The organism is Borreliella mayonii (genome assembly GCF_001945665.1).
Classification (GTDB): Bacteria; Spirochaetota; Spirochaetia; order Borreliales; family Borreliaceae; genus Borreliella; species Borreliella mayonii.
In genome coordinates, this window is sequence record NZ_CP015781.1 from 1 (window position 1) to 26861 (window position 26861).

Annotated in this window: 27 protein-coding genes; 14 read left to right on the forward strand and 13 right to left on the reverse strand. The window is 25.9% G+C overall.

From position 1 onward, the window contains the following. Positions 1-45 precede the first annotated feature (45 nt). Positions 46-327: an acylphosphatase gene (locus Bmayo_RS04275; RefSeq protein WP_075552512.1), complete on the forward strand. Its 282-nt coding sequence runs from the start codon at positions 46-48 to the stop codon at positions 325-327. On the opposite strand, the gene Bmayo_RS04280 is transcribed toward Bmayo_RS04275, so the two are convergent. From Bmayo_RS04280 to celB, 3 genes are all read right to left on the reverse strand, one after another. Then, on the reverse strand, positions 311-760 hold the full coding sequence (locus Bmayo_RS04280) for a hypothetical protein (RefSeq protein WP_075552513.1): 450 nt from the start codon (positions 758-760) through the stop codon (positions 311-313). The genes Bmayo_RS04275 and Bmayo_RS04280 overlap by 17 nt on opposite strands. 86 nt (positions 761-846) lie before the next feature. Further along, entirely contained in the window at positions 847-2196 is a 1350-nt protein-coding gene (resT, locus tag Bmayo_RS04285) for a telomere resolvase ResT (protein WP_075552514.1), read from the reverse strand. A 291-nt stretch (positions 2197-2487) separates the two neighbouring features. After that, positions 2488-3810 (reverse strand): PTS cellobiose transporter subunit IIC, encoded by a 1323-nt coding sequence (gene celB / locus Bmayo_RS04290; RefSeq protein WP_075552515.1) that lies wholly within the window; start codon positions 3808-3810, stop codon positions 2488-2490. A 219-nt stretch (positions 3811-4029) separates the two neighbouring features. Between celB and Bmayo_RS04295 the strand changes: the two genes are divergently transcribed. Genes Bmayo_RS04295 through Bmayo_RS04305 form a run of 3 tightly spaced genes read left to right on the forward strand, consistent with a single transcriptional unit; the run spans position 4030 to position 5812 of the window. Beyond that, the gene (locus tag Bmayo_RS04295; RefSeq protein ID WP_075552516.1) at positions 4030-4377 is read left to right on the forward strand and encodes a PTS sugar transporter subunit IIA; all 348 of its coding nucleotides are present in this window, start codon (positions 4030-4032) and stop codon (positions 4375-4377) included. A gap of 8 nt (positions 4378-4385) precedes the next feature. After that, entirely contained in the window at positions 4386-4703 is a 318-nt protein-coding gene (locus Bmayo_RS04300) for a PTS sugar transporter subunit IIB (RefSeq protein WP_075552517.1), read from the forward strand. 11 nt (positions 4704-4714) lie between these two features. Continuing rightward, positions 4715-5812, forward strand: coding sequence for an alpha3-beta1 integrin-binding protein (locus Bmayo_RS04305; protein ID WP_075552518.1), 1098 nt, complete (start codon positions 4715-4717; stop codon positions 5810-5812). A gap of 21 nt (positions 5813-5833) precedes the next feature. Here the strand turns inward: Bmayo_RS04305 and Bmayo_RS04310 are convergent, their stop codons facing one another. Then, a complete protein-coding gene (locus tag Bmayo_RS04310) occupies positions 5834-6463 on the reverse strand; it encodes a hypothetical protein (RefSeq protein ID WP_075552519.1) in 630 nt (209 codons plus the stop codon). Between the two features lie 159 nt (positions 6464-6622). Between Bmayo_RS04310 and Bmayo_RS04315 the strand changes: the two genes are divergently transcribed. From Bmayo_RS04315 to Bmayo_RS04335, 5 genes are all read left to right on the forward strand, one after another. Next, positions 6623-7660, forward strand: coding sequence for a hypothetical protein (locus tag Bmayo_RS04315; protein ID WP_075552520.1), 1038 nt, complete (start codon positions 6623-6625; stop codon positions 7658-7660). Positions 7661-7781: 121 nt separating this feature from the next. Then, complete coding sequence (locus tag Bmayo_RS04320) at positions 7782-8732, forward strand: plasmid maintenance protein (protein ID WP_075552521.1); 951 nt, start codon at positions 7782-7784, stop codon at positions 8730-8732. Beyond that, positions 8722-9240, forward strand: a complete 519-nt coding sequence (locus Bmayo_RS04325) for a DUF226 domain-containing protein (RefSeq protein WP_075552537.1) — start codon at positions 8722-8724, stop codon at positions 9238-9240. The genes Bmayo_RS04320 and Bmayo_RS04325 overlap by 11 nt, the downstream gene beginning before the upstream one ends. Beyond that, complete coding sequence (locus tag Bmayo_RS04330; RefSeq protein ID WP_075552522.1) at positions 9216-9977, forward strand: ParA family protein; 762 nt, start codon at positions 9216-9218, stop codon at positions 9975-9977. The genes Bmayo_RS04325 and Bmayo_RS04330 overlap by 25 nt, the downstream gene beginning before the upstream one ends. 86 nt (positions 9978-10063) lie before the next feature. Further along, positions 10064-10612 carry a chromosome replication/partitioning protein gene (locus Bmayo_RS04335; RefSeq protein WP_075552523.1) on the forward strand — a complete coding sequence of 183 codons (549 nt, stop codon included), beginning with the start codon at positions 10064-10066 and terminating at the stop codon, positions 10610-10612. Positions 10613-10884: 272 nt separating this feature from the next. On the opposite strand, the gene Bmayo_RS04340 is transcribed toward Bmayo_RS04335, so the two are convergent. Beyond that, complete coding sequence (locus Bmayo_RS04340; RefSeq protein WP_075552524.1) at positions 10885-11382, reverse strand: oligopeptide permease-like protein; 498 nt, start codon at positions 11380-11382, stop codon at positions 10885-10887. A gap of 968 nt (positions 11383-12350) precedes the next feature. On the opposite strand from Bmayo_RS04340, the gene Bmayo_RS04345 reads away from it, so the two are divergent. Then, the gene (locus Bmayo_RS04345; protein WP_075552525.1) at positions 12351-13943 is read left to right on the forward strand and encodes a peptide ABC transporter substrate-binding protein; all 1593 of its coding nucleotides are present in this window, start codon (positions 12351-12353) and stop codon (positions 13941-13943) included. A gap of 66 nt (positions 13944-14009) precedes the next feature. Here Bmayo_RS04345 and Bmayo_RS06995 read toward each other — a convergent pair whose 3' ends face one another. The 3 genes from Bmayo_RS06995 to guaA form a co-directional block, all read right to left on the reverse strand. Continuing rightward, positions 14010-14153 (reverse strand): hypothetical protein, encoded by a 144-nt coding sequence (locus tag Bmayo_RS06995; RefSeq protein WP_193402201.1) that lies wholly within the window; start codon positions 14151-14153, stop codon positions 14010-14012. Positions 14154-14251: 98 nt separating this feature from the next. Next, positions 14252-15466 (reverse strand): inosine-5'-monophosphate dehydrogenase, encoded by a 1215-nt coding sequence (gene guaB, locus Bmayo_RS04350; RefSeq protein WP_075552526.1) that lies wholly within the window; start codon positions 15464-15466, stop codon positions 14252-14254. 24 nt (positions 15467-15490) lie between these two features. Continuing rightward, positions 15491-17026 carry a glutamine-hydrolyzing GMP synthase gene (gene guaA, locus Bmayo_RS04355; RefSeq protein ID WP_075552527.1) on the reverse strand — a complete coding sequence of 512 codons (1536 nt, stop codon included), beginning with the start codon at positions 17024-17026 and terminating at the stop codon, positions 15491-15493. Between the two features lie 259 nt (positions 17027-17285). On the opposite strand from guaA, the gene ospC reads away from it, so the two are divergent. Then, the gene (ospC, locus tag Bmayo_RS04360) at positions 17286-17912 is read left to right on the forward strand and encodes an outer surface protein OspC (RefSeq protein ID WP_075552528.1); all 627 of its coding nucleotides are present in this window, start codon (positions 17286-17288) and stop codon (positions 17910-17912) included. A 417-nt stretch (positions 17913-18329) separates the two neighbouring features. Here ospC and Bmayo_RS04365 read toward each other — a convergent pair whose 3' ends face one another. From Bmayo_RS04365 to Bmayo_RS04380, 4 genes are all read right to left on the reverse strand, one after another. Beyond that, on the reverse strand, positions 18330-19685 hold the full coding sequence (locus tag Bmayo_RS04365; protein ID WP_075552529.1) for an NCS2 family permease: 1356 nt from the start codon (positions 19683-19685) through the stop codon (positions 18330-18332). 107 nt (positions 19686-19792) lie between these two features. Beyond that, complete coding sequence (locus tag Bmayo_RS04370) at positions 19793-21148, reverse strand: NCS2 family permease (protein ID WP_075552530.1); 1356 nt, start codon at positions 21146-21148, stop codon at positions 19793-19795. Between the two features lie 70 nt (positions 21149-21218). Then, positions 21219-21725 carry a hypothetical protein gene (locus tag Bmayo_RS04375; protein WP_075552531.1) on the reverse strand — a complete coding sequence of 169 codons (507 nt, stop codon included), beginning with the start codon at positions 21723-21725 and terminating at the stop codon, positions 21219-21221. Further along, positions 21700-22212 (reverse strand): hypothetical protein, encoded by a 513-nt coding sequence (locus Bmayo_RS04380; protein WP_075552532.1) that lies wholly within the window; start codon positions 22210-22212, stop codon positions 21700-21702. The genes Bmayo_RS04375 and Bmayo_RS04380 overlap by 26 nt, the downstream gene beginning before the upstream one ends. Positions 22213-22258: 46 nt before the next feature. Here Bmayo_RS04380 and Bmayo_RS04385 point away from each other — a divergent pair, with 46 nt between their 5' ends. Next, complete coding sequence (locus Bmayo_RS04385) at positions 22259-22954, forward strand: ImmA/IrrE family metallo-endopeptidase (protein ID WP_075552533.1); 696 nt, start codon at positions 22259-22261, stop codon at positions 22952-22954. 9 nt (positions 22955-22963) lie between these two features. On the opposite strand, the gene Bmayo_RS04390 is transcribed toward Bmayo_RS04385, so the two are convergent. Then, positions 22964-23515, reverse strand: a complete 552-nt coding sequence (locus tag Bmayo_RS04390; protein ID WP_075552534.1) for a hypothetical protein — start codon at positions 23513-23515, stop codon at positions 22964-22966. 101 nt (positions 23516-23616) lie between these two features. Here Bmayo_RS04390 and Bmayo_RS04395 point away from each other — a divergent pair, with 101 nt between their 5' ends. Further along, positions 23617-24861: an ankyrin repeat domain-containing protein gene (locus Bmayo_RS04395; RefSeq protein WP_075552535.1), complete on the forward strand. Its 1245-nt coding sequence runs from the start codon at positions 23617-23619 to the stop codon at positions 24859-24861. A 328-nt stretch (positions 24862-25189) separates the two neighbouring features. Beyond that, a complete protein-coding gene (locus Bmayo_RS04400; protein WP_075552536.1) occupies positions 25190-26818 on the forward strand; it encodes a PTS transporter subunit EIIC in 1629 nt (542 codons plus the stop codon). Positions 26819-26861: the final 43 nt, after the last annotated feature.

The following is a 26861-nucleotide window of genomic DNA, read 5'->3' on the forward strand; positions in this document are numbered from 1 at the left end:
TTTTAAATTTTTCTATTGGATAGATTTTATACAAAGAAGGTAATAATGTATAAACAGCAATATTTTATTTCTGGCAAAGTACAAGGTGTTGGTTTTAGATTTTTCACAGAGCAAATAGCAAATAATATGAAACTAAAAGGATTTGTAAAAAATCTAAACGATGGGAGGGTAGAAGTTGTAGCTTTTTTTAATACTAAAGAACAAATGAAAAAATTTGAAAAATTATTAAAAAATGGGAATAAGTATTCAAACATTGAAAACATTGAAAAAATAATTTTAGATGAACATTATCCTTTTCAATTTAATAACTTTAAAATTTATTATTAGAGCTTATCTTTCTTTTAACAAGCACCTTAACCTTTTTATTCTTTGGTTTTTTAATATTGTTAACACCAGAATTGTTGCTTTTAGAGCAAGGCACAGTAGCTCTAAAAAAATGCTCTACTTTAAATTTCAAAAACTCTAAAGACTTTCTGTTTCTACAAAAAATATTCAAATTGCCATCAGAAAATTTAATATCAAGACCACAATTACAACTTGTTTTTAAAAAACTACACGAAATAAAACTACCATTTGAACCATTCCTATTAAAAAGGATAAAATATTTTTTGCCTCTTTTAGAATCTTTAAAATAAATTTTAAGCCAATCTCCTGATGGCTTAACTGAGGTTAACTTATCATAAAGATAAGAAATATAAATCGTTCTATTTTCATTAGATTTTAAAATTTTTTTAAAAAAATAGCTAAGACCTATTTTCATATCAATTATATAATATCTTATTAATAAGATATTTCCTAATATTCCATAAATGTATTTATAATGCCTAAAATTTTAAAAACCAAAAACTATAGCTTATAATTAAAAATTATTGATAAGTATTCTGTAAGTTTTATATAGTTATAATTGTATCCATATGTAGCTTTAAAAGCTTTGCGAATTTTAACATTCAATCCCCTAACCATTGCTAAAATTTCTAAATTATCCTTCAACATCAAATTTTTAATTACAATCAATGTTTTAATATAATTATCATCAAATATATGATGTTCTTTTATCAAACTTTCTAAACGATCCATTGTAAGAGTAGAATAAGTAGCTTTACGTCTAACATATGTATAAATTCTTTGATTAAGCAATGTTAATAGGTTGTTATCTGCCTTATCATCTAAATTATCTAAAACATACCGATTATAATGAAAGGCTGTTGTTATATCGTTTGGTTCGTGTCCTAAAACTTTTGTTATCCAATAATTCATTTCCATATTTTTGGGAGCAAATGCAAGATAAGAAAATTTACAATAAATAGCTCTGCAAAAATATACAGATTCTTCAGGAGCAAAAATATTATTAAAAATTTGACGAAACAATCTATTGTAACTGTATGTAAGATTTGAAGAGATTAGCTCTTTAGCAAGATTCTCTGTTTGTTCCATATAGCGTATTTCTTTTATAGAATTAATTATTAATTCAGGATCTGCAAAAACTGGAAAAACAACTTCATTAATAATATTATTTTCTCGCTTTTTTGCAATAAATTCCATACGAATATGATTTTTATCTGCGATATAAAATTGAGAAAGTTTCATTACTTCAACAGGACGACGACCTATTGCCATTAAAACTCCATAAAATTTCAACCTAATATCTCGGTTTTGATTTAATAAAAGCTTAATTATTTCAATATAGGTATTTAAATTAATTTTAACAAATATCTGTTCTTTTCTATAACTATTAATTTTTTCAATCTTATATTTATGTGCATAATCATTTAACCATTTTGGAGTTACAAACAAATCTATAAAATATTGGAAATAAGGTTTCTCATTATTCATTTGATTTAAAAATATCAACTCTTCTATTTTTTTCCGGTCCTTAATTCTTATATTTTTTAATTCTTTTATTTTTCTTGATTTCCAAAAAAATAAAAAAGTATTATCTTTTCTAATCCTTTCAATCACTGAAAGATTAATATATTCTTTAATTATTTTACGAGTTTTTGAAAGATTTAATATTATTGAACGATTTGTAAATTTATCTTTTCTAAAAAGAATGGCTTTGTGATTCTCTGCAAGAATTTTTATTTTTTCTTTCAATTTTAAATACGAAAGCTCATTATTAAGATATTTTTTATATAGAATTTCTAATTCTTTTCTAAATATTTCAAAATCATTTTTTATCTTCACTTTTGGGGGCATATTAATTCAATTATACCAAGTTTAAAATCTTTAGCTAAGTAAAAAATTTCTGATTTTCAAAAAACATACTTATATATTAAATTTAATTATACAATATTGTACTACAGCATAATAAACAAAAAAAATATTCGTTCGATTCACACAGGTCAATCTTTTTGTTAATTTAAAGCACAAAACAACAAAATTCAAATTTTAAATAAATTCTTTTATTTCCTAAAAAAGAGCTATTTATAAATAGCTCTCTGATATTTTTATCACAAATTTTGTAATAGCAATTCCAAAAAAATTTCCTTATTCTTTTTCCTGCAAAAGCAGAGACTTATCATATGCTTTGATAAAGGGCAAATACATAAATACCGAAATAATCAATAATAATAAAACCAGAACAAACGATTTAATATCAAGTCCTGTAGAAAAAAAAGCCGCAATAGGAGCAGGAGTTGTCCATGGAACTAGAGTTCTAACCTTTTCAATAATTCCAAAATTAGTAAGAGTATATGCAACAATTATATTAAATATAGGAATAAATAAAAAAGGAATACCCAGTATAGGATTTAAAACTATTGGTGCCCCAAACATAATAGGTTCATTAATATTAAAAAGACCGGGCGCAAATGAAAGTCTGCCCATGGCCTTCAGATGTTGAGATTTGCCAAGCATCATAGCAATAGCAAGCCCTAAAGTTGCACCAGCACCACCAATATAAACAAACGAATCAAGAAATCCTCCCGCTAAAATATGAGGAAGTGGAAGATTGTCAGAAAGAGCCCTAATATTAGAATCAAGATTTGACAAAATTATAGGATTAAGAATAGCAATAATAACGTTGGTACCATGAAGACCACAAAACCACAATATATGAACAATAAAAGAAATTGTTAAAGTCCCAACTAAAGTATCGCTAATTTGCAAAACAGGCCTAAACATATTCATAATTATTTCAGGGAAAAGACTTCCTACCGAACTTTGAATAGCAATATTAACACTTTGAGCTATAATTGAAAGTACAATAACGGGAACTAAAGCTTCAAAAGATTTTAAAACAGCAGGCGGAACAGACTCTGGAAGCTTAATTGCCATATTTCTTTGAACTAAAAATTTATAAACTTCAACAGAAAAAATAGCAGCAATAATAGCCGTAAATACTCCTTGAGCACTAAAATATCTTGCATCAATTACAGGAAACCATGAATTAGGCTGAATTCCCCATTTAGCAGCATCTCCACCGTAAGGTATCCAATCTGATTGTCCAGCTAAAATTAAAAATGTATAAAGAGATAAGAATCCCCCTGTAATCCCACTAAGTTTATAATGATTAGATAAGTTATAACCAATACCAAAAACAACAAATATGGACATAATACCCATACTTACATAAAATGGCTGAACAAGATTACCTTTATATTTGGCCATTAAATCAACATACCACTGTTGATATAACAATGTTGCAGAATCTGTAAGGGGTAAATTAACTAAAAGTAAAATAAAAGAACCAACTATTAAAAAGGGCATAGAAAAAGTAAAGCCATCTCTTAAAGCAATTAAATATCTATTAGAACCAATTTTACTAGCAACAGGAACTAAAGTCGTTTCAATAAAATCTTGAAAACTCATGAAAACCATCCTCCAATAAAAACTAATTAAAAGTTATAATTAACAACTTATAATATTAATTATAATATATTATAATTAATATTAATTATAATAAAATCCTTATAATAGATATATATAATAAAATTATTTATTTTAAATAAATCTTATAATATAATAATTATAAGATTTATTAAATAATATTAATTATTTATTTATAAATAAAAGGAGAATATTTTATACATGAATAAAAAAATATATAACATAGAAGAATTAATAGATAAAATAAGCATGCCTGTTGTAGCTTACTCTGGTGAGGCTAAAAGCTTTCTAAGAGAAGCCTTGGAATATGCTAAAAATAAAGAATATGACAAAGCAGAGCTTTCTATACAAGAAAGTAAAAAATCTATTGCAAAGGCTCATGAAGCACACAGGGAAATAATACATCAATCAGTCACTAATCCAAACTCTGTTAAAACGCCTTTTATTTTAATTCATGCCGAAGATCATTTAATGTCTGCAATTTCAGAATTAAGCATTTTTGAAGAATTAATCAATGTTTACAAAATAATAAATGAAATAAAAAACTAGGAGGAAATATGAACATACTACTTGTATGTGGAGCTGGAATGTCCACAAGCATGCTGGTGCAAAGAATTGAAAAATATGCCAAAGCAAACAATATAAATGCAACAATTGAGGCCATTGCTGAAACACGACTTAGCGAAGTTGTTGACCGCTTTGATGTTGTTTTGCTTGCACCACAGTCAAGATTTAATAAAAAAAGACTTGAAGAAATAACAAAACCGAAAGGAATTCCAATCGAAATAATTAACACAATCGATTATGGAACAATGAATGGAGAAAAAGTATTACAACTTGCAATTAATGCAATTAAGAATAAAAATTCTGTTTAAGGAAGGTTAAAATGAAAGAAATTGGAATATCCATATACCCTAATGTAAGCTCTAAAAATAAAATTATCGAATATCTTGAGAAAAGTGCTCATTTTGGATTTACCCAAGTATTTACCTCTTTGCTTTATATTAACGGAAATGAATTTGACATATTTAAAGAATTGCTTAGCATTGCAATTAAGAACGGGATGAAACCTATTATTGATGTAAGTACTGAAATTTTCAAAGAATTGGAAATTGATCTTTCAAATCTTAAAAATTGTCCAAAACTGGATTTTTTCAAAAAGCTTGGTGCTTGGGCAATTAGATTGGACAATACATTCACAGGCATTGAAGAATCATTAATGACTTTTAACGACTCTGACCTTAAGATTCAACTTAATATAAGCAATATAAATAAACATATTGACACAATAATGTATTTTAAGCCTAATATAAAAAATTTACTTGGATGTCATAATTTTTATCCTCACAAATATACAGGACTTTCAAGAACTTTCTTTAAAGAAACAACAAAAATATTTAAACATTATTCAATCCCAACAGCTGCATTTATTAGCTCTAATAATGCAGAAGAATGCACACGAGGGAAAGAAAAAGAAGGTGCTCCTACACTAGAATCACACAGATTTAAAGATATAGAAACCCAGACAAAAGATCTTTTCAAAGAAGGAATAGATACAGTCCTAATTTCTAATTGTTTTCCAAATGAAACAGAACTAAAAAAAGTATCAAAAGTAAACAGAAATATTTTAGAGCTCAAAGCAGACCTAAATCCAAAAGCAACTTCAGTAGAAAAAGAAATAATACTTGAAAATTTACATTTTAATAGAGGAGATATTAATTCTTATAGAATTCGATCAACCATGCCAAGAGTATACTACAACAATAAAAAATTTCCTGTGCATTCCCTAAATGAAATCAAAAAAGGAGACATCCTAATAGACTCTTCAGAATATTTAGGTTATGCAGGAGAACTTCAAATAGCACTAAAAGATACCCCAAATAATGGCCTTGTAAACGTAGTTGGGAAAATAGTTAATGACGAAATATATCTGCTTGAAAAAATAGAACCTTGGGAAAAATTCAAAATAATAGAAAACGAATAAATAACCTTTTTATTAGGTTATTTATTGTAAAAATTTTTCAATTGCTTTAAGGACATAATAATAAATAGTAATGTAAGACTCTCTTAAATCGAAATTTTCAGAACTATCAAAAAAATATATAAATTCATTAGTAGAAGAATTAAGATCTTCAACATAATTTTTGACTTCAAAGTCCCGATTAATAGCTTTTATATCATCCAAATTAAAAATAATAGTGGCAAAATTCTGAATATTGCTATTGATACTATTTTTTAAAGTAATTTTTTTATTAAAGCTATTAATAACGTTAAATTCAGGTTCATTTGAATTTAAATTAGAAATTGTTAATTTAAATTTATGATCAAAAAAAATACCAAAATCATAGGTTAATAAGCTTGCTTTTTTAGAACTTAAAGCCAATTTCATTATAATATTATTACTAAATTTATCTAAAATAAAAAAATAAGAGTAATAACTAATATCTTTAATAGAATCAAAGTAATCCTTAGTATGAATGCCGGTTTTAAATTTGCCATTTCCTAACGGTTCATATAAACCAATCTCAATTTTTATTGCTTCATCTAAAGATCTAATAAAAATTGAAGGAACACTAATATTACATGAAAATAAAAAAACAATAAAGGTAAAAATAAAATTAAAATTTTTTTTCATCTAAAATTTCTCATGAAATATACTAAAATATATTAATATTAATGAAAAGCTTACATAAAAAGTATAACAAATTCTTTAATAATTAAAATCAAAAAGAATATAATTCTTGCACTAGAATTAAATTTATACAGTTATATAAAATCACTTAAGGAACAAAAAATGAAATACCTTAAAAACATTTCCTTATTTTTATTAATTTTAGGTTGCAAATCCATCCCAAATGGTAATTTTAATCTACATGATAAAAGTCATAAATTAGGAAAACTAAAATTTCAAGAAGACTCAATAATAAGCAGAAATTATGACAATAAAATATCTATTGTGGGAGTATATAACCCTTTAACAGAAAAAGAAAATTTTAAAGTCAATATCTACATCAAGAAAAAAGGATTACAAATAAATCCTGAAAGCATTTTAATAAATGAAGAAAAAATTAATTATTTAAAACATAAAGCAGAGCTCAAAGTAAAATCAAGCTTTAATAAAAGCATTATTAGTATTTCATTGGCTAATTCAAGAGATCTATTAACCTATATTTACGATAAAAGTTCGGGGAAATATATTAACATTGACTTTAAGGACAATTGGAATGTATCACATAGCATAAAATTTAATAAGGAATATATTTTAGCATATATAACAGATTTTGACAAAGAAATGAAAATATCTAAAAATATTTTGCAAAAACGTATTGATAATAGAAAAATTGAAATTGAAAAAACAGAGCTTAAAACAGAATATAATGAAATAGAAGATTATTACATATACAGCATGAAAATTCCAAAATTATTTGAAAAATCTAATACCGCCTCAGAAACTTACGAAACATTTGTTATAGCAAATTATTACCCATGTGAAAATTTAAATATCCTGTTTTTAAATTTAAGCTTATACTCTGATAAACTACGCTTTTTAAACTCCATTTATGATGAGAATGATAGAAAATTAAAAATTGAGCCTCCCGTGAGAACTTTAAAGAATTCAAAAACAATAAAAGAAACATTAAATATAGTATTAAGCCCACAAAAAATAATAGAGCTGACAAAAAACATTGAAAATGATATTACTTTAAAATTAAAATCCTATGGAGAAAAGGGCGAATTCACATTTGAAATATATAAACCACTTCTTTTAAAATTTTTAAAAGAAGTGGATCATTGCATAAAAAATTTGCAATCAAGCAGGCATAAATTTTAACTTTTTGAATCTTGCATACTTGATTGCAAATTCACTAATAAAACTTTACTTTTTTAAATAAATGTATTATTATTAATTTCAGTGCTTAATGCAATAAAAGATCAAACGATAGGAGCTTAAAATGTATCAAATAAAAACTAACGAGATGCCTTTCAATAAAGTAGTAGACCGAAGATTGAAAATATTTTGGGTCATTCAAAAATTAAGCGCTAACTACTTTATATCTAAAAAAAAATATTCTCTAAGAAATGTTGTATCAATGACAAATTCTATATTGGGAAAAAAAGGATTTAAAAAGGTTACTAAAAGAACAATACAAAATGACATAAAAATTTTTGAAAATTTAGGATTAATTAAAAGTCATTTTAATCCACTTGGAAAAAATAATGGAAGTTTTACTTACTACACAATAAACAAAACCCTTGAAAAATTAGCTAAAAAAATTATCAGTACAGCATATTTTATTAATAAAAAAACAAAATATGAAAAATCAAAAAACAAACAACTAAAAAAAATCAAAATAATAGAAAAATCTCAAAACTATAAAATTTCATATCAAATAACTTCACATGTATTAAGTAATAATATAAGTAAAAATTATAAGAATTCTAAGGATTCTTTTAGAAAAAAAAACATAAAAAAAACCATAAACTTCTTAGAAAAAGAAATTAAAAAAAAATCAAAAGAAATAAATCTAGAAGAAATAAAAAAAATCACAGAAAACATCACAAGTTACAAGAATTCACTATGGAACCTAAAAGATTTTATGGAAGAATTATATGAATATGAAGAAACAAAAATAATAAAATTCTTCAAAAAAACTCTAGAACAAAAGAAAAAAAAAGTATGGTTTATGGCAAAAAAACACAAAAATACGGATTTTAATGAACTAATAAAAGAATTTAAAATTAAAAATAAAATTAGAAGAAACAAAAAATATGAAAATGAAGAACAAATTAGTACATCAAATAATATAAAAAATGCTATTGTATTAATGAAAACTCTAATAAAAGAAAAAAAAGATGATAAAGAAAATCACAAAGCAAAGTCAAAAAAATCTAATGGAAAATAAAGAAACAAAAAAAAAATTTTTTAACAAAATTGAAAAATCAGAGAACAAAATTATTTATCATACTAAAATTTTTAGTATGATAAATAATTTTGAAGCAAAACCAAAAAAAGGAAAATTTTGGCTATGCCTTAGAAATGTTTTCAATAACAAAAAATACGAAAGTTTTCATTTATTTTCAGTAAAAGAAAATGACAAATTTTTAGGAATTTTTTATGGTTTTATAAACCTTCCAAAGCCATTTATTATAAGCTATTCGGAAAAAGGAACAAAAAAAACCATAAGATTAAAAAAGATATTTTATATGGAATTCAAATTCAAAAAAGGAAGTGTTTTTTGCTATTTAAGAAGCTTATATATATTTACCAAAAATAAAAATAAAAATAAAATTTTTTATAAATCTCTTTTAGAAAGAACTCTAAAAATTGAAGAAGAAATACATAAGTTTTATAGTAAGAAATATGAAAGTAACAAAGGAATATTGAATTGGATAAAAAAAACCCAAAAATAATAACAATTGCATCAATAAAAGGAGGAGTAGGGAAAAGTACAACATCATTAATGTTTACAAACATACTCTCAAAAAAAAACAAAAAAATATTATTAATAGATTTAGATCCACAAGCAAGTAGTACAAGTTTTTATATTAATATCTTAAGAAAAAAAAATATTAGTCCAAAAGATATTAATATATATAAAGTTCTTAAAAAAGAGATAGACATAGAAAATTCGATAATCAAAATAAGCAACAATACAGATTTCATAGCAAGTCACATAAACTTAAGCAAATTTAATGAAGAAAGTATTTCATTAAAAGAAAATTTGCTTAAAATTTTTTTAAGCTTTATTCAAAACAGATACGACTTTATTATAATGGATACGGCACCTACATTGGGAAGTTTGCTCAACAATAGCTTAATCATCACAAATTACTTAATTATACCCTTACCAACAGATCAGTGGGCAATTGAAAGTTTGGACCTAATAACTAGCAGATTACATGATCTTTTTAGAAAGGATTTGCCGGTATTTTACTTAATAACTAAATTTATTGAAAGACAAAATATTGACAAAGAGCTTAAAAAGTTTATTGAACATGAATATAAAGGCAAGTTTTTAGGAAGTGTTCCAAAAAGAGATAGTTTACGTAAAACTATTTTTTACAGAGAAGACTTTAATTCTAATGAGGACTATTATAAAGCTTATGAAAATATACTTGAAAATTTTCTAAGTATGCTTTCAAATTAGTTCCATATGGAACTGTTAGTTCCATATGGAACTAACAGTTCCATATGGAACTAATTTGAAAGCATACAATGGAGCAAAAATAAACTATGAAATTAAATAAAAAAATAGAAATTGTTAAAAGGGTTGAAATCAATGGAAATGAAATTAAAAAAAACAGAGAATCTAGATACTTAAAATTGAAAGAAAAACTAAAAATTTTGATAAAAGAGGAATCTTACAATAAAATTGAAACAGCCCGAATCTTAAAAGAAATTAACGACAATAAATATTACGTTATAGATAAATATAAAAGTTTTGGCAATTTTTTAAAAGATTATAATATGGCAAAAACTAGTGTTTATAGGTATATGAAACTGGCAATAGGGATTGACAGTGGTAAAATTAGTTACGAATTAATTTTAAAAAAGGGAATGTATTATGCTATACAATTTTTAGAAAGTAATGGAATTATATCTAACTCAAAAAGCATATTAAATAGGTCCTTTAAGGTAAAAATTGATGATGAAAAAAGCTTTAATTTTTATAAATCAGATACAAACTTTGTAAGTTTTTTACTAAAAGAGCTATATTTTGATAATCAAAAACTACTTACAAATATTAAAAATAAATATGACAATTTAAAAAACAAAAAATAATATTTTGAACTTATAAAGTAATACCATATTCAAAAAATGTTTCAAAAACACTTTACAAAAAAATAAAATACTATATAATAATCTATATAGATTGAGATGCAATGTCTCGCTCTTGTTGTTTGATTAGAATAATAAGTTGGCTACCTTGTGGTAGCCTTTGTCATTGTTACAAATGATTAAAGTAGAACTTATATATTGTTTATATCAATTCTATTTTACAATAAAATATTTATTTTAAACTGGAAATGAAAAACCAATAAAGATTATACAAATTAATTTGTATAATCTTTATTTTCAATTGATTCAATCATTACTAAGAAATCCAAAATTTTATATTTTTTCAGGATTAAATCTTCTAATCCAATTTTAATTTTAACTTCATTGTTCTTATAAGAGGCATCTTCTTCTTTAATCATCTTTTCCAATAAAGACTTGGATAAAACAAATGAGGAATAATTAATCCAGTTGCCAAAAAAATGGTTATTATCTCTTTTGTAGCTTATTTTTCCCTCGATTTTAGTTCCATCTGGCAGTAATAAAGGAGTTTGCTCTGTTATACTATGGTTTCTAAACCTTGTATATAAAACTATTTTAGTTGCTCCTATTTTATAATTAAAAATCCCTTTAAGTTCTGCATTTTTATTTAAACTTTGGTATATTCTAAATGTTTTTCCAAACTGATCGTGCTCAACGTTTAAGGAAGCGCAAGATATTAATAAAAAAAATACCAACAATTTTAAAAATTTTAATTGATTTTGATATAATCTCATATCCCTCTCCTTTGATAAAAAATTTACAGACTAGTGAACATAATAATATATTTTTTATTAAATCATTGCAAACAATTTTTAATAAATTAATTATTATTTCTTTATATCATTTTTTTGAAAAGATTAGATTTATAAAAGTTTGTTTTTTAAATTATTTGCTTATTTGCTGTTTTTCATTAATATTATAAGCATTTTAAAAATTCTTATAAGGCTATTTTAGGGACTAAAAAATTGTTTCCAAGACCCATAAAAGTAGAATTCTTTTATTTTTATGAATAGATTTTTCCAATTTTTATCTATTTTTCAAATATTTATTAATCTTTAAATTATTGTTTTAATGCTCCTTGGTTAATGTATTTGTTTAGCATTATTGGCAAATTGCGCTATCTTATGTAAGATAAGTTTTTAATCTCTTTAAAGGCGCTTTAAAAGCAAGAAAGTTCTTTATAAGAACTTTTATTGCCACAAAGGAAGTGTTAAATATGAAATTTAATTTAAAATTTAATTCTAATTTTTTAAAATTCAATATTAATTTTTTTTTTATTAAAAATAATAAATCTAATTTATAAATAGATAAATAATGGAATTGAAAATTATTTTTTATATGTTTAATAATTATTGGAGAGAAAGCAATAAAAAATTATAATTTTTTTAATACAAGATCAATTATTTTGTTTATTGAATGTAAAATACTGATTTTGTTTTAGAAAAATTTAATATTAAAATCACTGAAATATGCCCAGATAAAAATTGAAAATTGAAATGTATATTATATTTTATTTTAATAAAACATAAAACATAAAACATAAAACATAAAACATAAAACATAAAATATAAAACATAAAATATAAATACTTTATGTTTAGAATAATTTAAGTGTTTTTAATAATGTTAATATGAAATTATATTTAATATATAATAAAATATAGGCAAAATTTAAATTTATAAAAACTTGTAAGGATGCTTGTATGAAAATATTGATAAAGAAGTTAAAATTTGTATTATTTCTCAATTTAATTTTATTTATTTCTTGTGTTAATGAAAGTAATGGAAGTAAATTGGCTTTTAAACTAAATATTGGAAGTGAACCTGCTACTTTAGATGCTCAATTAATAAATGATACGGTCGGATCAGGAATTGTAAGTCAAATGTTTCTTGGCATTTTAGATGGAGATCCAAGGACTGGAGGATACAGGCCAGGGCTTGCTAAAAGTTGGGATATTTCTGATGAAGGAGTAGTTTATACGTTTCATTTAAGAGATAATCTTGTTTGGAGCGATGGAGTTGCCATTACTGCCGAGGGAATAAGAAAATCTTATCTTAGAATTTTAGATAAGGAAACCGGAGCATCTTATGTTAACATGATTAAGTCTGTTATAAAAAATGCAGAAGAGTATTTTGACGGTAAAGCAAATGAGTCTGATCTTGGAATTAAAGCTCTTGATGAGAAAACTTTAGAAATAACGCTAAAGACTCCAAAGCCATATTTTCTTGATATGTTAGTACATCAAACATTTGTTCCTGTACCAGTGCACGTTATTGAAAAGTATGGACAAAGGTGGACAGATCCTGAGAATATGGTTGTTAGTGGCCCTTTCAAATTAAAATCTAGAGTTTTAAATGAAAAGATTGTTCTTGAAAAGAATAATAAATATTATAACTCTAAAGATATTGTTCTTGACAGTATTATATTTTTTGTCGCAGATAATAGCATTACAGCTTATAATATGTATTTAAATGATGAACTAGATGCAATTTTTAAGAATGTTCCACCAGATTTACTTAAAGATCTTAGGCTTAGAGACGATTATTATTCAATAGGGACTAATTCAACCTCTTTTTATTCTTTAAATATTAAAGTAAAGCCTCTTGACAATGTTAAAGTTAGAAAGGCGCTGTCTCTTGCTATTGATAGAAAAACTTTAACAGAGAGCGTTCTGAATGATAGTTCTATTCCTACAAGAAGAGCAACTCCGGATTATATTGATTACTCTTATAAAAGCAATCTAAGTTTGTTTGATGCTGAAATAGCAAAGAAGCTTTTGGCGGATGCAGGATATCCTAATGGTAAAAATTTCCCTTTATTTAAGGTAAAGTATAATACAAATGATAGCCAGAAGAAAATTGCTGAATTTATTCAAAATCAGTGGAAGAAAAACTTAAATATTGATGTCCAGCTTGAGAATGAAGAATGGTCAACGTATATAAATAGCAGGGTAAATGGTAATTATGAAATAATAAGGGCAGGATGGTCAGGAGATTATGCTGATCCTATGACATTCTTAAGTATCTTTAAAACTGAAAATACATCTTTTTCATCCTATGGCTATTCAAATTCCGAATATGATCAGCTTTTAGTAAAATCAGATCATGAAAGAAATATTTTAAAAAGACAGGAAATTCTAAAAAAAGCAGAAGCAATAATAATTGAAAGAGATTTTCCAGCTGTATTTCTTAATATAACTTCTTCTAGTTATCTTTTTAGAAACGATAAGTGGAAGGGCTGGGAACCAAATATTTCAGAAAGATTTAATTTATCTGAAATAAAACCAATTAAATGATTTATTTTTTTTCTAAAAATTAATTTTTAATTGTAAATAGTTTATAGGCTAGATCTTTTGATTTGGCTATAAACAAAAATAAGAAATGAATTCTTCGATTAAGAATTCATTTCTTATTTTTAACTTAATCATTTTAGAGTTATTATATTTCAATAAAGTAAATGCTAGAAAAAGTATTTCAAGAACAGAAGACAGTATTATATTTTTCATTATTCCTCTTCTACTAAGATTTTTATTTCTTAAAAAGAAGAATGCAATGTTTTAATCCTTTAAAGATGTTATTTAATTTGATAAAGATTTTTCTATATTTATGTTATATTGAAAACATCGTGAGGATGGGATTCTTTTAATGAAGAATGGCTTATTTTTACAAACTTAGAATTGATTTTTAAATCAGATATTGTGGTTGCTCCTAAATAACCCATTCCAGACATTAAGCCACCTTTTAATTGGGTTAAAATATCTTTTAATTTTCCAGAATACGGCACCATGCCTTCAATTCCTTCAGGGACTAATTTTTTAGGCTCGTTGTTTTCTAGTTGAAAATATCTTGATTTAGAGCCTCTTTTCATAGCAGAAACAGAGCCCATTCCAACGTAAGATTTGAATTTTTCTCCATTGTGAATTATTTCTTCTGAGGGAGATTCTTTTGTGCCTGCAAAGAGATTGCCTATCATTACGCTATCAGCTCCTGCTGCGATGGCTTTAACCACATCTCCTGAAAATCTGATTCCGCCATCTGCTATAATGCAAATATTTATATTTTTACAAACTTCATAAACATCTAAGATTGCTGTTATTTGGGGAACGCCAACCCCTGCGACTATTCTTGTTGTGCATATGCTACCCGGACCTATTCCTACTTTTAAACAATCTGCCCCTGCATTGATTAAATCCAATGCGGCTTCTTTAGTTACTATGTTGCCAGCAATAAGGTCTAAATTTGGGTACTTGTTTTTAATTGTTTTTACAAGCTTTATTATTCTTGTAGAATGTCCATGGGCAGAGTCTATGACAAGTATATCTACATTTGCTTTTACAAGCTCTTCAACTCGTTCTATGGTGTCAATATCAATGGAAACAGCAGCGCCTACTTTTAGCCTACCATTCAAATCTTTGCATGCATTAGGAAAATCTTCTTTGAGTTCTGCATTTTTACATAAAACAGGCTCTTTTAGATGTTGTTTTGCTGCAAATATCTTGGTTTTTTGTTCGTTTGAATCCTTATTGGTGTTAATAGTTTTTTGGGTTTTGTATGTTTTTACCCTTTCTATTTCTTTTCTTTGAGCTTCTATTGACATATTTTTATGTATAATTCCTATTCCACCTTCTTTAGCAATGGCTATTGCCATTTGGCTTTCTGTAACAGTATCCATTGCTGAGCTTAAAAATGGTATATTTAAGGATATATTTTTTGTCAATTGTGTTTTTAAGCTAACCTCACTAGGCAATACAGATGATTTCCTGGGAATCAAAGACACATCATCAAAAGTTAAAGCTTCTTTTATTATCTTGTTTGTCATAAATTTTCCTTTTTATTGTTTTTATTATTCCCATTCTATGGTTGATGGGGGCTTTGAAGATATATCATAGCAAACCCTATTTATCCCTCTAACTTCATTTATTATTCTTGAAGAAACTTTTTTTAAAAAACTATAAGGAAGCTCAGTCCATTCTGCAGTCATGAAGTCTTCTGTATTTACACATCGAATGACAGCTGTGTATTCGTATGTCCTTTGATCTCCCATTACGCCTACAGATTTGACGGGCAGCAATACAACAAATGCTTGTCTTATTTTATAATATAAATCATTTATAAAAAGCTCCTCTGTTAGAATGTTGTCTGCTTCTTGTAAGATGTTTATCTTTTCTTGCGTTATTTCTCCAATTATTCTTATGGCCAGTCCTGGGCCTGGAAACGGGTGTCTATAAAGAGCTTCTTTTTTAATGCCTAGATTTATTCCAATTTGAATTATTTCATCTTTAAAAAATTCATTCAAAGGTTCTAAAAGTTTTAAGCTCATCTTATCTGGGAGTCCCCCTACGTTATGATGAGATTTGATTTTTGAAGAAGTACTATCTTTTGATTTAGATTCAATTACGTCAGAATAAATTGTTCCTTGAGCTAAATATTCTATATTTTGATCTTCTAGAGTAATTTTTTCAAAAACCTCTACAAATTCTTTTCCTATTATTTTTCTTTTTTCTTCAGGATCACTTATATTTTTCAAATGGTTCAAGAATTTTGCAGAGGCATCAATGTATTTTATATTTAAATTATATTGATGCTTTAGCTCTAGTATTTTTTTATCTTCATTTTTGCGCAACAACCCAGTGTTTACAAAAACGCAGATCAAATTTTCTTTTATAGCTTTTTTTATAAGTAATGCACAAACTAAAGAGTCTGTGCCACCAGAAAGCCCTAAAATAACTTTTTTGCTGCCAACTTTAAGCCTAATTTTTTTCACAATGGTTTCTATATTGCTTTCTAATGACCAATTAGTTTGAGCTTGGCAAATTTTAAAAACAAAATTTTTAAGTATTTGATCGCCAAATTCAGAATGAGTTACTTCTGGATGGAATTGCAAACCGTAGATTGTTTGAGTTTCATTTGATATGGAGGCAATGCAATTTTTTGTAAATGCTAGCTGTTTAAAATTATCGGGAATTTTTTCAATGCTATCTCCATGACTCATAATAATTTGAAATTCGTTTGGAAGTTCTGAGAATAAAAGAGATTTTTCATCTTTTATAAAGATTTCAGAGCTTCCATATTCTTGTTTAGAGTCTTTAGATACTAGGCCTCCAAATAATTTAACAATTATTTGCATTCCATAACATATGCCCAAAACAGGTATTTTTAATTTAAAAATTTCCATGTCTAAGGTAGGAGCGTCTCTTAAGTAAACAGAAGCAGGTCCCCCACTTAGTATTATTCCTGCGATGTTCATTTTTTTAATTTCTCTTACAGGGGTATGGTAAGGCATTACTTTTGTATAAACGCCAATTTCTCTAATTCTTCTTGCAATTAGTTGACTATATTGGGATCCAAAATCTAATACAAGTATTGCCCGAGCATTCATCATACAAGTCCTTAAAATAAATTAGAAGTTTTTTTATTAAATCACATTCCATTTAATTTTAGCATATTTGGCTTTGCTTATGTCGATTTTAAAATTAAATTAAGGCAAAATATTTGTAATATTTTAAATAGTTTTTCAAGTTGATTTATTGAAAAACTATTTAAAATATTGATCTTGAAAAATTATTTTTTTTATATAAAAAATTGAAAAGCAAAATTGTTGAACTAATAATTCATAAATAAAAAGGAGGCACAAAATAATGAAAAAGAATACATTAAGTGCGATATTAATGACTTTATTTTTATTTATATCTTGTAATAATTCAGGGAAAGATGGGAATGCATCAAATTCTGCTGATGAGTCTGCTAAAGGGCCTAATCTTACAGAAATAAGTAAAAAAATTACAGATTCTAATGCAGTTGTACTAGCTGTGAAAGAGGTTGAAGCTTTGGTTGCATCCATAGATGAACTTGCTAAAGCTATTGGTAAAAAAATACAGCAAAATAATGGGTTGGGGAATGAAGCAGGTAAGAATGGATCATTGCTATCAGGAATCTATACAATATCAACCGTAATAACACAAAAATTAGGTGCATTGAACAATGAAGAATTAAAGGAAAGAATCAAAGAAGCTAAGGAATGTTCCGAAGCATTTACTAAAAAACTAGAAACCAATCACACAGATCTTGGTAAACATGATGCTAGTGATGATGATGCAAAAAAAGCTATTTTAAGGACAAATGGAGATAAAACTAAGGGTGCTGAGGAGCTTGAAAAGTTATTTAAAGCAGTAGAAAGCTTGTCAACAGAAGCTAAAGGAATGCTAACTAATTCAGTTAAACAGCTTACAAGTCCTGTTGTGGCAGAAACTCCAAAAAAACCTTAATAAAGATCAATATTATAAAGATTAATTTGTTTTAAAAAAAATAACTGGAAAAATAAAGTCAATATAAGCCAAGAAAGATTTCTTGGCTTTTTGTTTTTCTATTTTCTAAAAAATTTCTTAAAATTCAATTTAGATAAGAATTAAATGATTTTAACTTTAAGTTATTCTTTGAAGAATAAAACTTATTTCAAAATCTGTTAATAAATTAAATTTAAGTATTCTAAATATAAACAAAATTGGGGAGCAATTTTTATAGATTGTAAAATTTTGATTTTTGAATGCTTTAACGGTTTTGACATTATATAAAGTTTATCAATAGATTAAATCTTTTGAAGATAAAACTCTTTTTTTCACGATTTATAATTTAATTTTTTGAAATTGCAAATCTTAAATTATTTTTATAAATAAGCAAATTAGTTAATGAATATAAATAAATTTAATAATAAAAATTAGACACAGTATTATCATTACTGGAGAGATTTTATTTTTTTTATTTTCCAATAAATTAAGGATTACATTTATTAAAACATAAAATATTATTCCAATACTTATTCCCGAAGAGATATTGTATGTTAGGGGAATTAAAAAAAATATTAAAAAACTGGAAATATTTTCTCTAATATTAGAGAAATTAATTTTTAATATTTCTTTGCACATTGAAAATCCTACATATATTAGTGCAGCAGCAGTTGCGCTAGGAGGAACAGCAGTAAATAATGGCGAAAGGAATATTGCAATAAAAAACATTATTCCCGTTACTATTGTTGTAAGTCCAGTTTTACCACCTTCTTCTATTCCTGTGCAACTTTCAATGTATGCGGTTACAGTTGAAACACCCATTATTGCTCCAACAGTAGTAGAAATGGCATCAATTAAAAATATTTTACCAACATTAGGAATTTTCCCGTTTTTGTCTAACATATTACCTTTTGCTGCCACTGCTATTAAAGTACCCAAAGTATCAAATAAATCGTTAAACAATAATACTAATACAATTGTAATAAAGCTTAAAAAATGCTTGCTTAATATGTAGGAAAAATCTAATTGATTAAATATTGGCTTAATAGACTCGAATCTTAAAATTCCGTCTGGGAAACGTATTTCAGCAGCAACTGCGCTTTCTGGATTAAAGATTGCATATACCCAGGATATGGCAGTAACTGAGCAAATTGCCCAAAGTATACTTCCTCGTACATTTAATTGTTCAAAAATTACAATAAAAAATAATCCCAAAAATGTAAATAAAACTTTCAAGTTGATAAGTGATCCGATTCCAACCAATGTAGCATCATTTTTAATAATAATTCCTCCATTGACAAAGCCAATAAAAGCAATAAAAAGCCCTATTCCAACCGTAATAGAGTATTTTAAATTTACTGGTATTGAATTTACAATGCTTTCTCTAGCTCTTGATAAAGACAGTATAATAAAGATTAGCCCTTCAACAAAAACAGCAGCTAATGCAACTTGCCAAGGAATATTCATTCCAATTACTACAGAAAATGCAAAAAATGCATTAAGGCCCATGCCTGGTGCTAGTGCAATAGGTGTATTAGTATAAAGCCCCATTAATATACTAGAAAATGCTGCTGTTAAACAAGTTGCAGTAACTAGTGCGCCAATTGGCATTCCTGCGCTAGATAATATTGCTGGATTAACAGCTATTATGTATGCCATACTTAAAAAAGTAGTAATACCCCCTATAATTTCTTTTTTATAATCAATGGTTTTATTTTTAAATTGAAATAATAATGTTTCTTTAGACTGGTTCATTACAAATTACTCCTCAAATTTTATTTTATATCAAAAATAAAACCAACGCTATTTATTAGATTCAATCTACTTTAAAATGTGGTGATAAATTGAATTTTATGAAAAAATTAATAGCCATAAATAAATTTAATAATAAAAATTAAGCACAATATTAACAATATAGGAGAAATCTTAATCTTTTCTTTACTAAAAAGATTAAATGATACATTTACTAAAATGTAAAATGCTGCTCCAACAAAAAATCCTGAAGAAATACTATAAGTTAAAGGAATCAAAAAAAATATTAAAAAGCTAGAAATATTTTCTCTAATATTAAAGAAATCAATTTTTAATATTTCTTTGCACATTGAAAATCCTACATATATTAGTGCAGCAGCAGTTGCGCTAGGAGGAACGGCAACAAACAGGGGAGCAAAAAAAACTGCAAATAAAAATAATAATCCAGTTACAATTGAAGTAAGGCCCGTTTTTCCACCCTCGGCAATTCCCGTAAAACTTTCAATGTAAGTAGTAACAGTAGAAACTCCCATTATTGCTCCAAAAGTAGTAGCAATGCCATCTACCAACAATATTTTTTTTGCATTAGGAATTTTTCCATTTTTATCCAACATGCCGCCTTTTGTTGTAACGCCTATTAAAATACCCACAGTGTCAAATAAATCATTGAACAATAGAATAAAAACTATTGATATAAAAGTCCAAAAATGTTCATTCAAAATATAAGAAAAATCCAATTGATTAAATATTGGTCTAATGGATTCAAATTTTACAACTCCATTAGGAAGATGTATTCCAATAGATTTGGCACCTTCTAAATTAAATATTGCATATATCCAAGTTGTAAGAGCAACTATACTAATTGCCCAAAGTATGCTTCCTCGTACATTTAATTGTTCAAAAATTACAATAAAAAATAATCCTAAAAATGTAAATAAAACTTTTAAGTCAATAAATGAGCCAATTCCAACCAACGTAGCATCGTTTTTAATGATAATTCCTCCGTTGACAAAGCCAATAAAAGCAATAAAAAGTCCTATTCCAACTGAAATAGAATATTTTAGATTTATTGGAATAGAATTTATAATTTGTTCCCTTACTCTTAAAAAGGATAAGAGAATAAAAATTAGTCCTTCAATAAAAACAGCGGCTAATGCAACTTGCCAAGGAATGTTCATGCCAATTACCACAGAAAATGCAAAAAACGCATTCAAGCTCATTCCAGAAGCTAACGCTAAAGGTGTATTAGTATAAATTCCCATTAATATGGTAGAAAATGCTGCTGTTAGGCAGGTTGCAGTAACTAGAGCATCAATTGGCATGCCTGTGTTAGATAATATTGCTGGGTTAACAGCTATAATATATGACATGCTCAAAAAAGTAGTAATACCTGCTAAAATTTCCCTTTTATAGTTGATATCACTGTTTTTAAATTGAAAAAATAAACCTTTTACATATTTTCCCATAAAACCTTCCTTTTATTGTTTAAAAATATTTTCAATAATAACCATTGGCCTTTTAATTCTTTTTAAAGATCTACTGAATCTTATTAAGCATATTATTCTGAAGAAGAATATTTTCACTGTCAGGCAAGTTTGAAAATACAATAGTTTTAATAATCTTTTCAGAACTATTTGTAATAACAAATTTTCTAGCTTTAATAAGCTTTAAATAAGCTTTTAAAGAAATATCTTTTCCAACGCTAAAAAAGGTTTGAAGATATTTATGATCAATGAGCTTGTGACGATTAAATAGAAATAAAGCAATTATATCATTTTCAACTTTTAAAAATAAAGGCTCTTTGTACCTTAAATTCCAAGTATTAGAAATAGTAAAATAATGTCTTAAAGAAATTTTATTATTCTCTTGAATTAATTTAATATATTTGGAATCTTTTTTTAATTCAGGAATACCGTCAAAATAGATTGTAGAACAAGACAATGTTAAAAACATTAAATTAAAAATTAATAAATATTTTTTTAAAATTTTCAAGAAAGTCAATAATATGTGAGTTTTTTTATAAAATTTTGTTTTTAAATGCATATTCTAAAGTATTTTTTGTATTCTTGAAATTAACATCAATAAATCTTGGATCATATTGCAAAGTATCCTTAGTCCAAACCTGAAAAGAATCTTCGTTAAATAAAAAGACTAGCTTTTCGTAAGGAGTTAAAGCTTTTGACATAAGGGTAAAATTATCTTTATCAAGATTAATGTACAAAAACTTAAAATTTCCAATGCTAACTACCTTAGAAATGGCAATACTTCCAATATATTTATTGTCTTTAATTAATTTCAAATAGCCTTTAGTAAAATTTAAATTTGAATCTAGCATAACATTTAAAAAAACAGTAAATTTGTTGCTCGATTTATCTTTTTTAATGTAAATTTGACTGTCTGGATAAAAATACAGAAAATAATCTGCTCTTTCAATTTTTTCAAAATTCTTTTCTAAATCTTCGGCAATATTTAAAATTTTGCAAGAAAAGCAAATAAAAACCATTAAAATCAAAGAAAAACTATATTTCATAATTAACTTATATTATACAATACAAAAAGGAGAGTATTTATATTAAATGAATGAAAACAAATTCAGTTCTTATATTGAAAATTCTAAAGTCTATTCGGATTATATAATATTAAAACATAAAATATTGCTTATTCCTGTTCCTATAATAAAAATTGCTATGGAAGAAGATCTGAAAATTTTTGAAATAAGTTTTCAAGATAAACATAAAGATTTTTCAGGATATATTCAATTAAATGAAAAGTCTTTATATATAAATGAAAACATGAGTCTTGAAAATAAAAGATTTACAATAGCAAAACACTTGGGACATTATTTGATGCATAAAGATCAAATTAAAAATCTATCTAAAAATGAAAATTATTATAATGATATTCAAGATAGCCAAATGGCAACAGAAGCTAACATATTTGCAGCAAACATATTAGTTCCAACAACCACATTAAAATTAAAACTGTCTCAATATAAATCTAGAGAGTGCCTCCAAAAAACAATAGCAAAAGAATTTCAAGTAACTGAAAATACAATTTATTTAAAATTAAGTATACTTAATTATCTTAGCAAAATAGATAAAATAAAAAAAAGTAAAAAATTTTTAAAAATCAAAAACACAAAAGAAAAAATAAAAGCCAACATTTACCTTCATAATACAGATAAAATTAAAGAATCAATAGCTCTTGATTTGGAAAAATATAAACTTGAAAAAAAAGAACAAATTAAAAAAATATTTGAGGATCTAGATTAAAAAGCTTTCTTAAGTTGAAAACTTTTTGAGTATATATTCCATCTTTACATTAGCCAAGACTAAATAATTTTTACTCTTAATAAGAGAATCTAAATGGGTTTTTGCAATTACAATCCAATACTTATTGTCCATAAATTTTTTAGCAGTTGGGAAATTTATTTTCAACGAAAAATTTTTCATAATTTTTTGTTTTTCAAGATAGGATAAAACTTCTGCCTTAAAAGATGCGCCTTGAGTCAAGCTGTAAGCAATAAGTATTCTATATAATTTCTTATTATAAATAAAAAGATCTTTAATAAAATTAATATTATTATTGAAATTAGATTCATCAACGTAAATATAAGCACTATTTTTAGTATCACTTAAACTTTCAAAATCAGATGAATGATATAAATGTTTGTAGTCTTTTATTTTAAAATTTGAAATCTTCAAATCAGGATAATTCATCAAAGATGATAAAATAGTTAGATTTATTTTATCTTTTTCCGGTATTTTAACCAAAGAGATCGTTGAACAACCGCAAAACAATAAAAAATAAATAGGAATTAAAAACTTCTTCATTTAATGCCTTAATTGTATGCTTTTAACAAAATAAAGTAAAGTAAATAAAAATATATAAATATTTTGATATAATTTAAAAATAAACTTTAAAAGGATGTAAAATGAGTTATTACATGCTAAACAAAATATTTCTATATTCTGGGTACCTTGTTATTGGATTTCTATCTTTTACAATTTTCAATAAAAACTTAAGAAATAAAATCAGAGATAAATTAAAAAATTTATACTTTTTATATTATTTAACTTTTTTTACTCTTTTTATTATTAGCTCAAATTTATCTTATTACTTCACTGAAAAGCAGTTATTGCAAGATTTTAATATTTTTGAAAAAGAATTTCTTGAAATACATAAAATAAACGAACAATTTTTTCAAAAATACCTACTAAATTTTCCAGTACCAATAAGAATGGAATTGATGTCAAAATTTGATCCAATATATACAGTGTTTAATGCTAGCTTTGATAAATATGCCAAAAACATAGGAAAAAGTTCTTATGAAATTCAAACAAATTATAAAAATTACGTTAAAGCAACAGATTTAGAAATTAAAAAAAGATTAGAACAAATAAAAGACATTATTATTCCTCTCTATAATAAATATAAATTACCTATTCTAAATGGAGAAAATACAGAAATAAGCATTGATGAGAATGGGAATATTATTCCTGTTATAAAAAATGCAAACGGACAAATAACAGAATTACTGTTTTACGATCAAAATTATAATTTAATCCCCTTTAAAAAATTTGAAAGCTATAAAGTTAGATTTAATCTAATCCCAAAAAATAAAACTATACACTTTAAAGAACTAATAAACGTTTACTATCTTGATGAAAAAAACATTATCACTCCCATAGAATATTATAAAAATAATATAGAGACCAGCCCTTATTACATAGACTTGCAAGAGAATAAAAATGATTTTCTTAAGACAATAAAAATCAAAAAAGAATATGGTTTATACATTGAGAAAAAAAAGCAACTACAAAATTTAACTGAAAATGATAAACTTGATGATTTTAAAGAATTTTTATCAAAAAATAATAATATTTTTTCATTAAATACAATATTTTCTAACGGCAATCCAATATTTACTTATGCTATAAATGTAAAAGCAAAAAATATTATAAATTATATAATAACAAAAGAATTTAATATTAATTTAACAAATCAAAGTTCTCAAACAGCTCTTCATAATGCTATAATTCAAAAATATGATTTAAATTTTATTAAATCACTCATAGAAAAAGGTGCTAATCCAAATATCAGAGATGGCGACAATAAACTACCCATAGATTACTCTGATAAAACTAGTGAAATCTATAAATATTTGATCGGAATTTAGCTTTATAATGCTAATTGCTGATTATTAGCATTATAACAACATTCTTAATTCAAATTGATCTAATTTATTCTTAAATTTAATTTAAAATAATTTCAATGGAAACAAAAATTACAACTAATGCTTTAATAATAAAGGATATGAAATTAAATTGAAAATAATCTTTAATGTTTTCTAAAAATACAAAATTTTACAAACAGCAATTTAATGTATTAGCATTTATTCAATACTGATATTTACAAGATTAAAAAATATTGTTAAGATATTAAGCGTATTATTCAAATTAATTATTTTAATTAATTAATTTGCACTTAATAAAAAGGGGAAAATTATGTCAACATCATCAGCATCTATATCTATATTTACAATATTACAAAAAATAGGAAAAGCCTTCATGCTTCCAATAGCACTTTTACCAGCAGCCGGAATTTTATTGGGAATTGGGGGAGCATTTACCAATGAAACAATGATTCAGGCTTATGGATTAGAGGAAGTCCTTGGAAAAGGAACTGTGGCTAACTCAATACTTTATCTTATGAAATATACAGGAGAAGTAATTTTTGCCAACCTGCCCTTAATGTTTGCAGCAGCAATTCCAATCGGACTTGCTAAAGTAGAAAAAGGAACAGCTGCTTTAGCGGGGGTAGTAGGATTTTTGGTTATGCATCAAACTATAAATGGAATCTTATACATACAAGGAATTACACCAGAAAGCGCAAGCTTAAAAGCACTATTGGAATTAGGAATGCCTGAAACAGTTGCAACTGCAAAAAGTCAGGAATATACAAATGTACTTGGAATATTCTCACTTCAAATGAGCGTAATGGGAGGGCTGGTAGCCGGATTTGTTGCTGTGTTTCTTCATAACAGATTCCACAATATTCAATTGCCTACATTTTTAGCATTTTTTGGAGGCACAAGATTTGTGCCAATCATAACCACAATAACAATGTTTGTAGTAGGAATATTTTTAACATTTACTTGGCCCTTTATCCAAGGTGCAATGAATTCGTTTGGAAGAATTGTAGAACAATCCGGACTTTTTGGAACATTTGCATATGGAGCAATAAAAAGATCTTTAATTCCATTTGGACTTCACCATATATTTTATTTGCCATTTTGGCAAACAGCTGTTGGAGGAACATTAGAAATAAATGAAGAACTCATATCAGGAGCACAAAATATATTTTTCAAGCAACTTGCAGATCCTAATACTATACACTTTGAAGTTGCAAAAGGAACAAGATTTTTTAGCGGAGAATTTGTTGTTATGATTTTTGGATTACCTGGTGCTGCGCTTGCTATGTACCATACATCAAAACCTGAAAATAAAAAAAACGTGGCTTCATTACTACTATCTGCTAGCTTTACATCAATGTTAACAGGAATTACAGAACCTCTTGAATTTGCATTCCTTTTTGCAGCACCAGCTCTTTATTACTTTATATATGTCCCTCTTTTTGGGTTAGCATATCTTTTAACACATCTTTTAAACGTAGGAGTTGGACTAACATTTTCTGGAGGATTTATAGACATGTTCCTATTTGGAATACTTCAGGGAAATAGCAAAACAAATTGGATAGCAATTCCTATCTTAGGAATCTTCTACTTTATTGGATTTTACTTTATATTTAAATTCGCAATCATGAAATTCAATCTAAAAACAATAGGAAGAGAAGATGAAGAGATGGAACAAGATATGATGAGTTCAGAAAAAACAAGCTTATCAGAAACCGCTTCAAAAGTATTAGAAGGCCTTGGAGGAAAAGATAATATTACGTACATTGATGCATGTGCATCAAGACTAAGAGTTAATCTAAAACAAATAGAATTCATTAAATCAGATGCTTATTTCAAAAATCTGGGTGCTAGTGGTATATTAAAAAAAGGAAATAGTGTTCAAATTGTATTTGGAGGATTGTCCGACAATATAAAAATGGAAATCGACAAGCTTATGTAAAATTTTAAAAAAAATATAAAAGCAGCTAATCCAATAGAAAAAT

Coding starts and splice junctions, on each gene's coding strand:
- Bmayo_RS04320 (WP_075552521.1), top strand. CDS start 7,782: ATGTATCAAATAAAAACTAACGAGATGCCTTTCAATAAAGTAGTAGAC.
- ospC (WP_075552528.1), top strand. CDS start 17,286: ATGAAAAAGAATACATTAAGTGCGATATTAATGACTTTATTTTTATTT.
- Bmayo_RS04380 (WP_075552532.1), bottom strand. CDS start 22,212: ATGAAATATAGTTTTTCTTTGATTTTAATGGTTTTTATTTGCTTTTCT.
- Bmayo_RS04315 (WP_075552520.1), top strand. CDS start 6,623: ATGAAATACCTTAAAAACATTTCCTTATTTTTATTAATTTTAGGTTGC.
- Bmayo_RS04280 (WP_075552513.1), bottom strand. CDS start 760: ATGAAAATAGGTCTTAGCTATTTTTTTAAAAAAATTTTAAAATCTAAT.
- Bmayo_RS04370 (WP_075552530.1), bottom strand. CDS start 21,148: ATGGGAAAATATGTAAAAGGTTTATTTTTTCAATTTAAAAACAGTGAT.
- Bmayo_RS04345 (WP_075552525.1), top strand. CDS start 12,351: ATGAAAATATTGATAAAGAAGTTAAAATTTGTATTATTTCTCAATTTA.
- Bmayo_RS04395 (WP_075552535.1), top strand. CDS start 23,617: ATGAGTTATTACATGCTAAACAAAATATTTCTATATTCTGGGTACCTT.
- guaA (WP_075552527.1), bottom strand. CDS start 17,026: ATGAATGCTCGGGCAATACTTGTATTAGATTTTGGATCCCAATATAGT.
- Bmayo_RS04295 (WP_075552516.1), top strand. CDS start 4,030: ATGAATAAAAAAATATATAACATAGAAGAATTAATAGATAAAATAAGC.
- Bmayo_RS04340 (WP_075552524.1), bottom strand. CDS start 11,382: ATGAGATTATATCAAAATCAATTAAAATTTTTAAAATTGTTGGTATTT.
- Bmayo_RS04385 (WP_075552533.1), top strand. CDS start 22,259: ATGAATGAAAACAAATTCAGTTCTTATATTGAAAATTCTAAAGTCTAT.
- Bmayo_RS04305 (WP_075552518.1), top strand. CDS start 4,715: ATGAAAGAAATTGGAATATCCATATACCCTAATGTAAGCTCTAAAAAT.
- Bmayo_RS04300 (WP_075552517.1), top strand. CDS start 4,386: ATGAACATACTACTTGTATGTGGAGCTGGAATGTCCACAAGCATGCTG.
- Bmayo_RS04365 (WP_075552529.1), bottom strand. CDS start 19,685: ATGAACCAGTCTAAAGAAACATTATTATTTCAATTTAAAAATAAAACC.
- Bmayo_RS04400 (WP_075552536.1), top strand. CDS start 25,190: ATGTCAACATCATCAGCATCTATATCTATATTTACAATATTACAAAAA.
- Bmayo_RS04275 (WP_075552512.1), top strand. CDS start 46: ATGTATAAACAGCAATATTTTATTTCTGGCAAAGTACAAGGTGTTGGT.
- Bmayo_RS04375 (WP_075552531.1), bottom strand. CDS start 21,725: ATGCATTTAAAAACAAAATTTTATAAAAAAACTCACATATTATTGACT.
- Bmayo_RS04335 (WP_075552523.1), top strand. CDS start 10,064: ATGAAATTAAATAAAAAAATAGAAATTGTTAAAAGGGTTGAAATCAAT.
- Bmayo_RS04325 (WP_075552537.1), top strand. CDS start 8,722: ATGGAAAATAAAGAAACAAAAAAAAAATTTTTTAACAAAATTGAAAAA.
- Bmayo_RS04390 (WP_075552534.1), bottom strand. CDS start 23,515: ATGAAGAAGTTTTTAATTCCTATTTATTTTTTATTGTTTTGCGGTTGT.
- resT (WP_075552514.1), bottom strand. CDS start 2,196: ATGCCCCCAAAAGTGAAGATAAAAAATGATTTTGAAATATTTAGAAAA.
- Bmayo_RS06995 (WP_193402201.1), bottom strand. CDS start 14,153: ATGAAAAATATAATACTGTCTTCTGTTCTTGAAATACTTTTTCTAGCA.
- Bmayo_RS04310 (WP_075552519.1), bottom strand. CDS start 6,463: ATGAAAAAAAATTTTAATTTTATTTTTACCTTTATTGTTTTTTTATTT.
- guaB (WP_075552526.1), bottom strand. CDS start 15,466: ATGACAAACAAGATAATAAAAGAAGCTTTAACTTTTGATGATGTGTCT.
- celB (WP_075552515.1), bottom strand. CDS start 3,810: ATGAGTTTTCAAGATTTTATTGAAACGACTTTAGTTCCTGTTGCTAGT.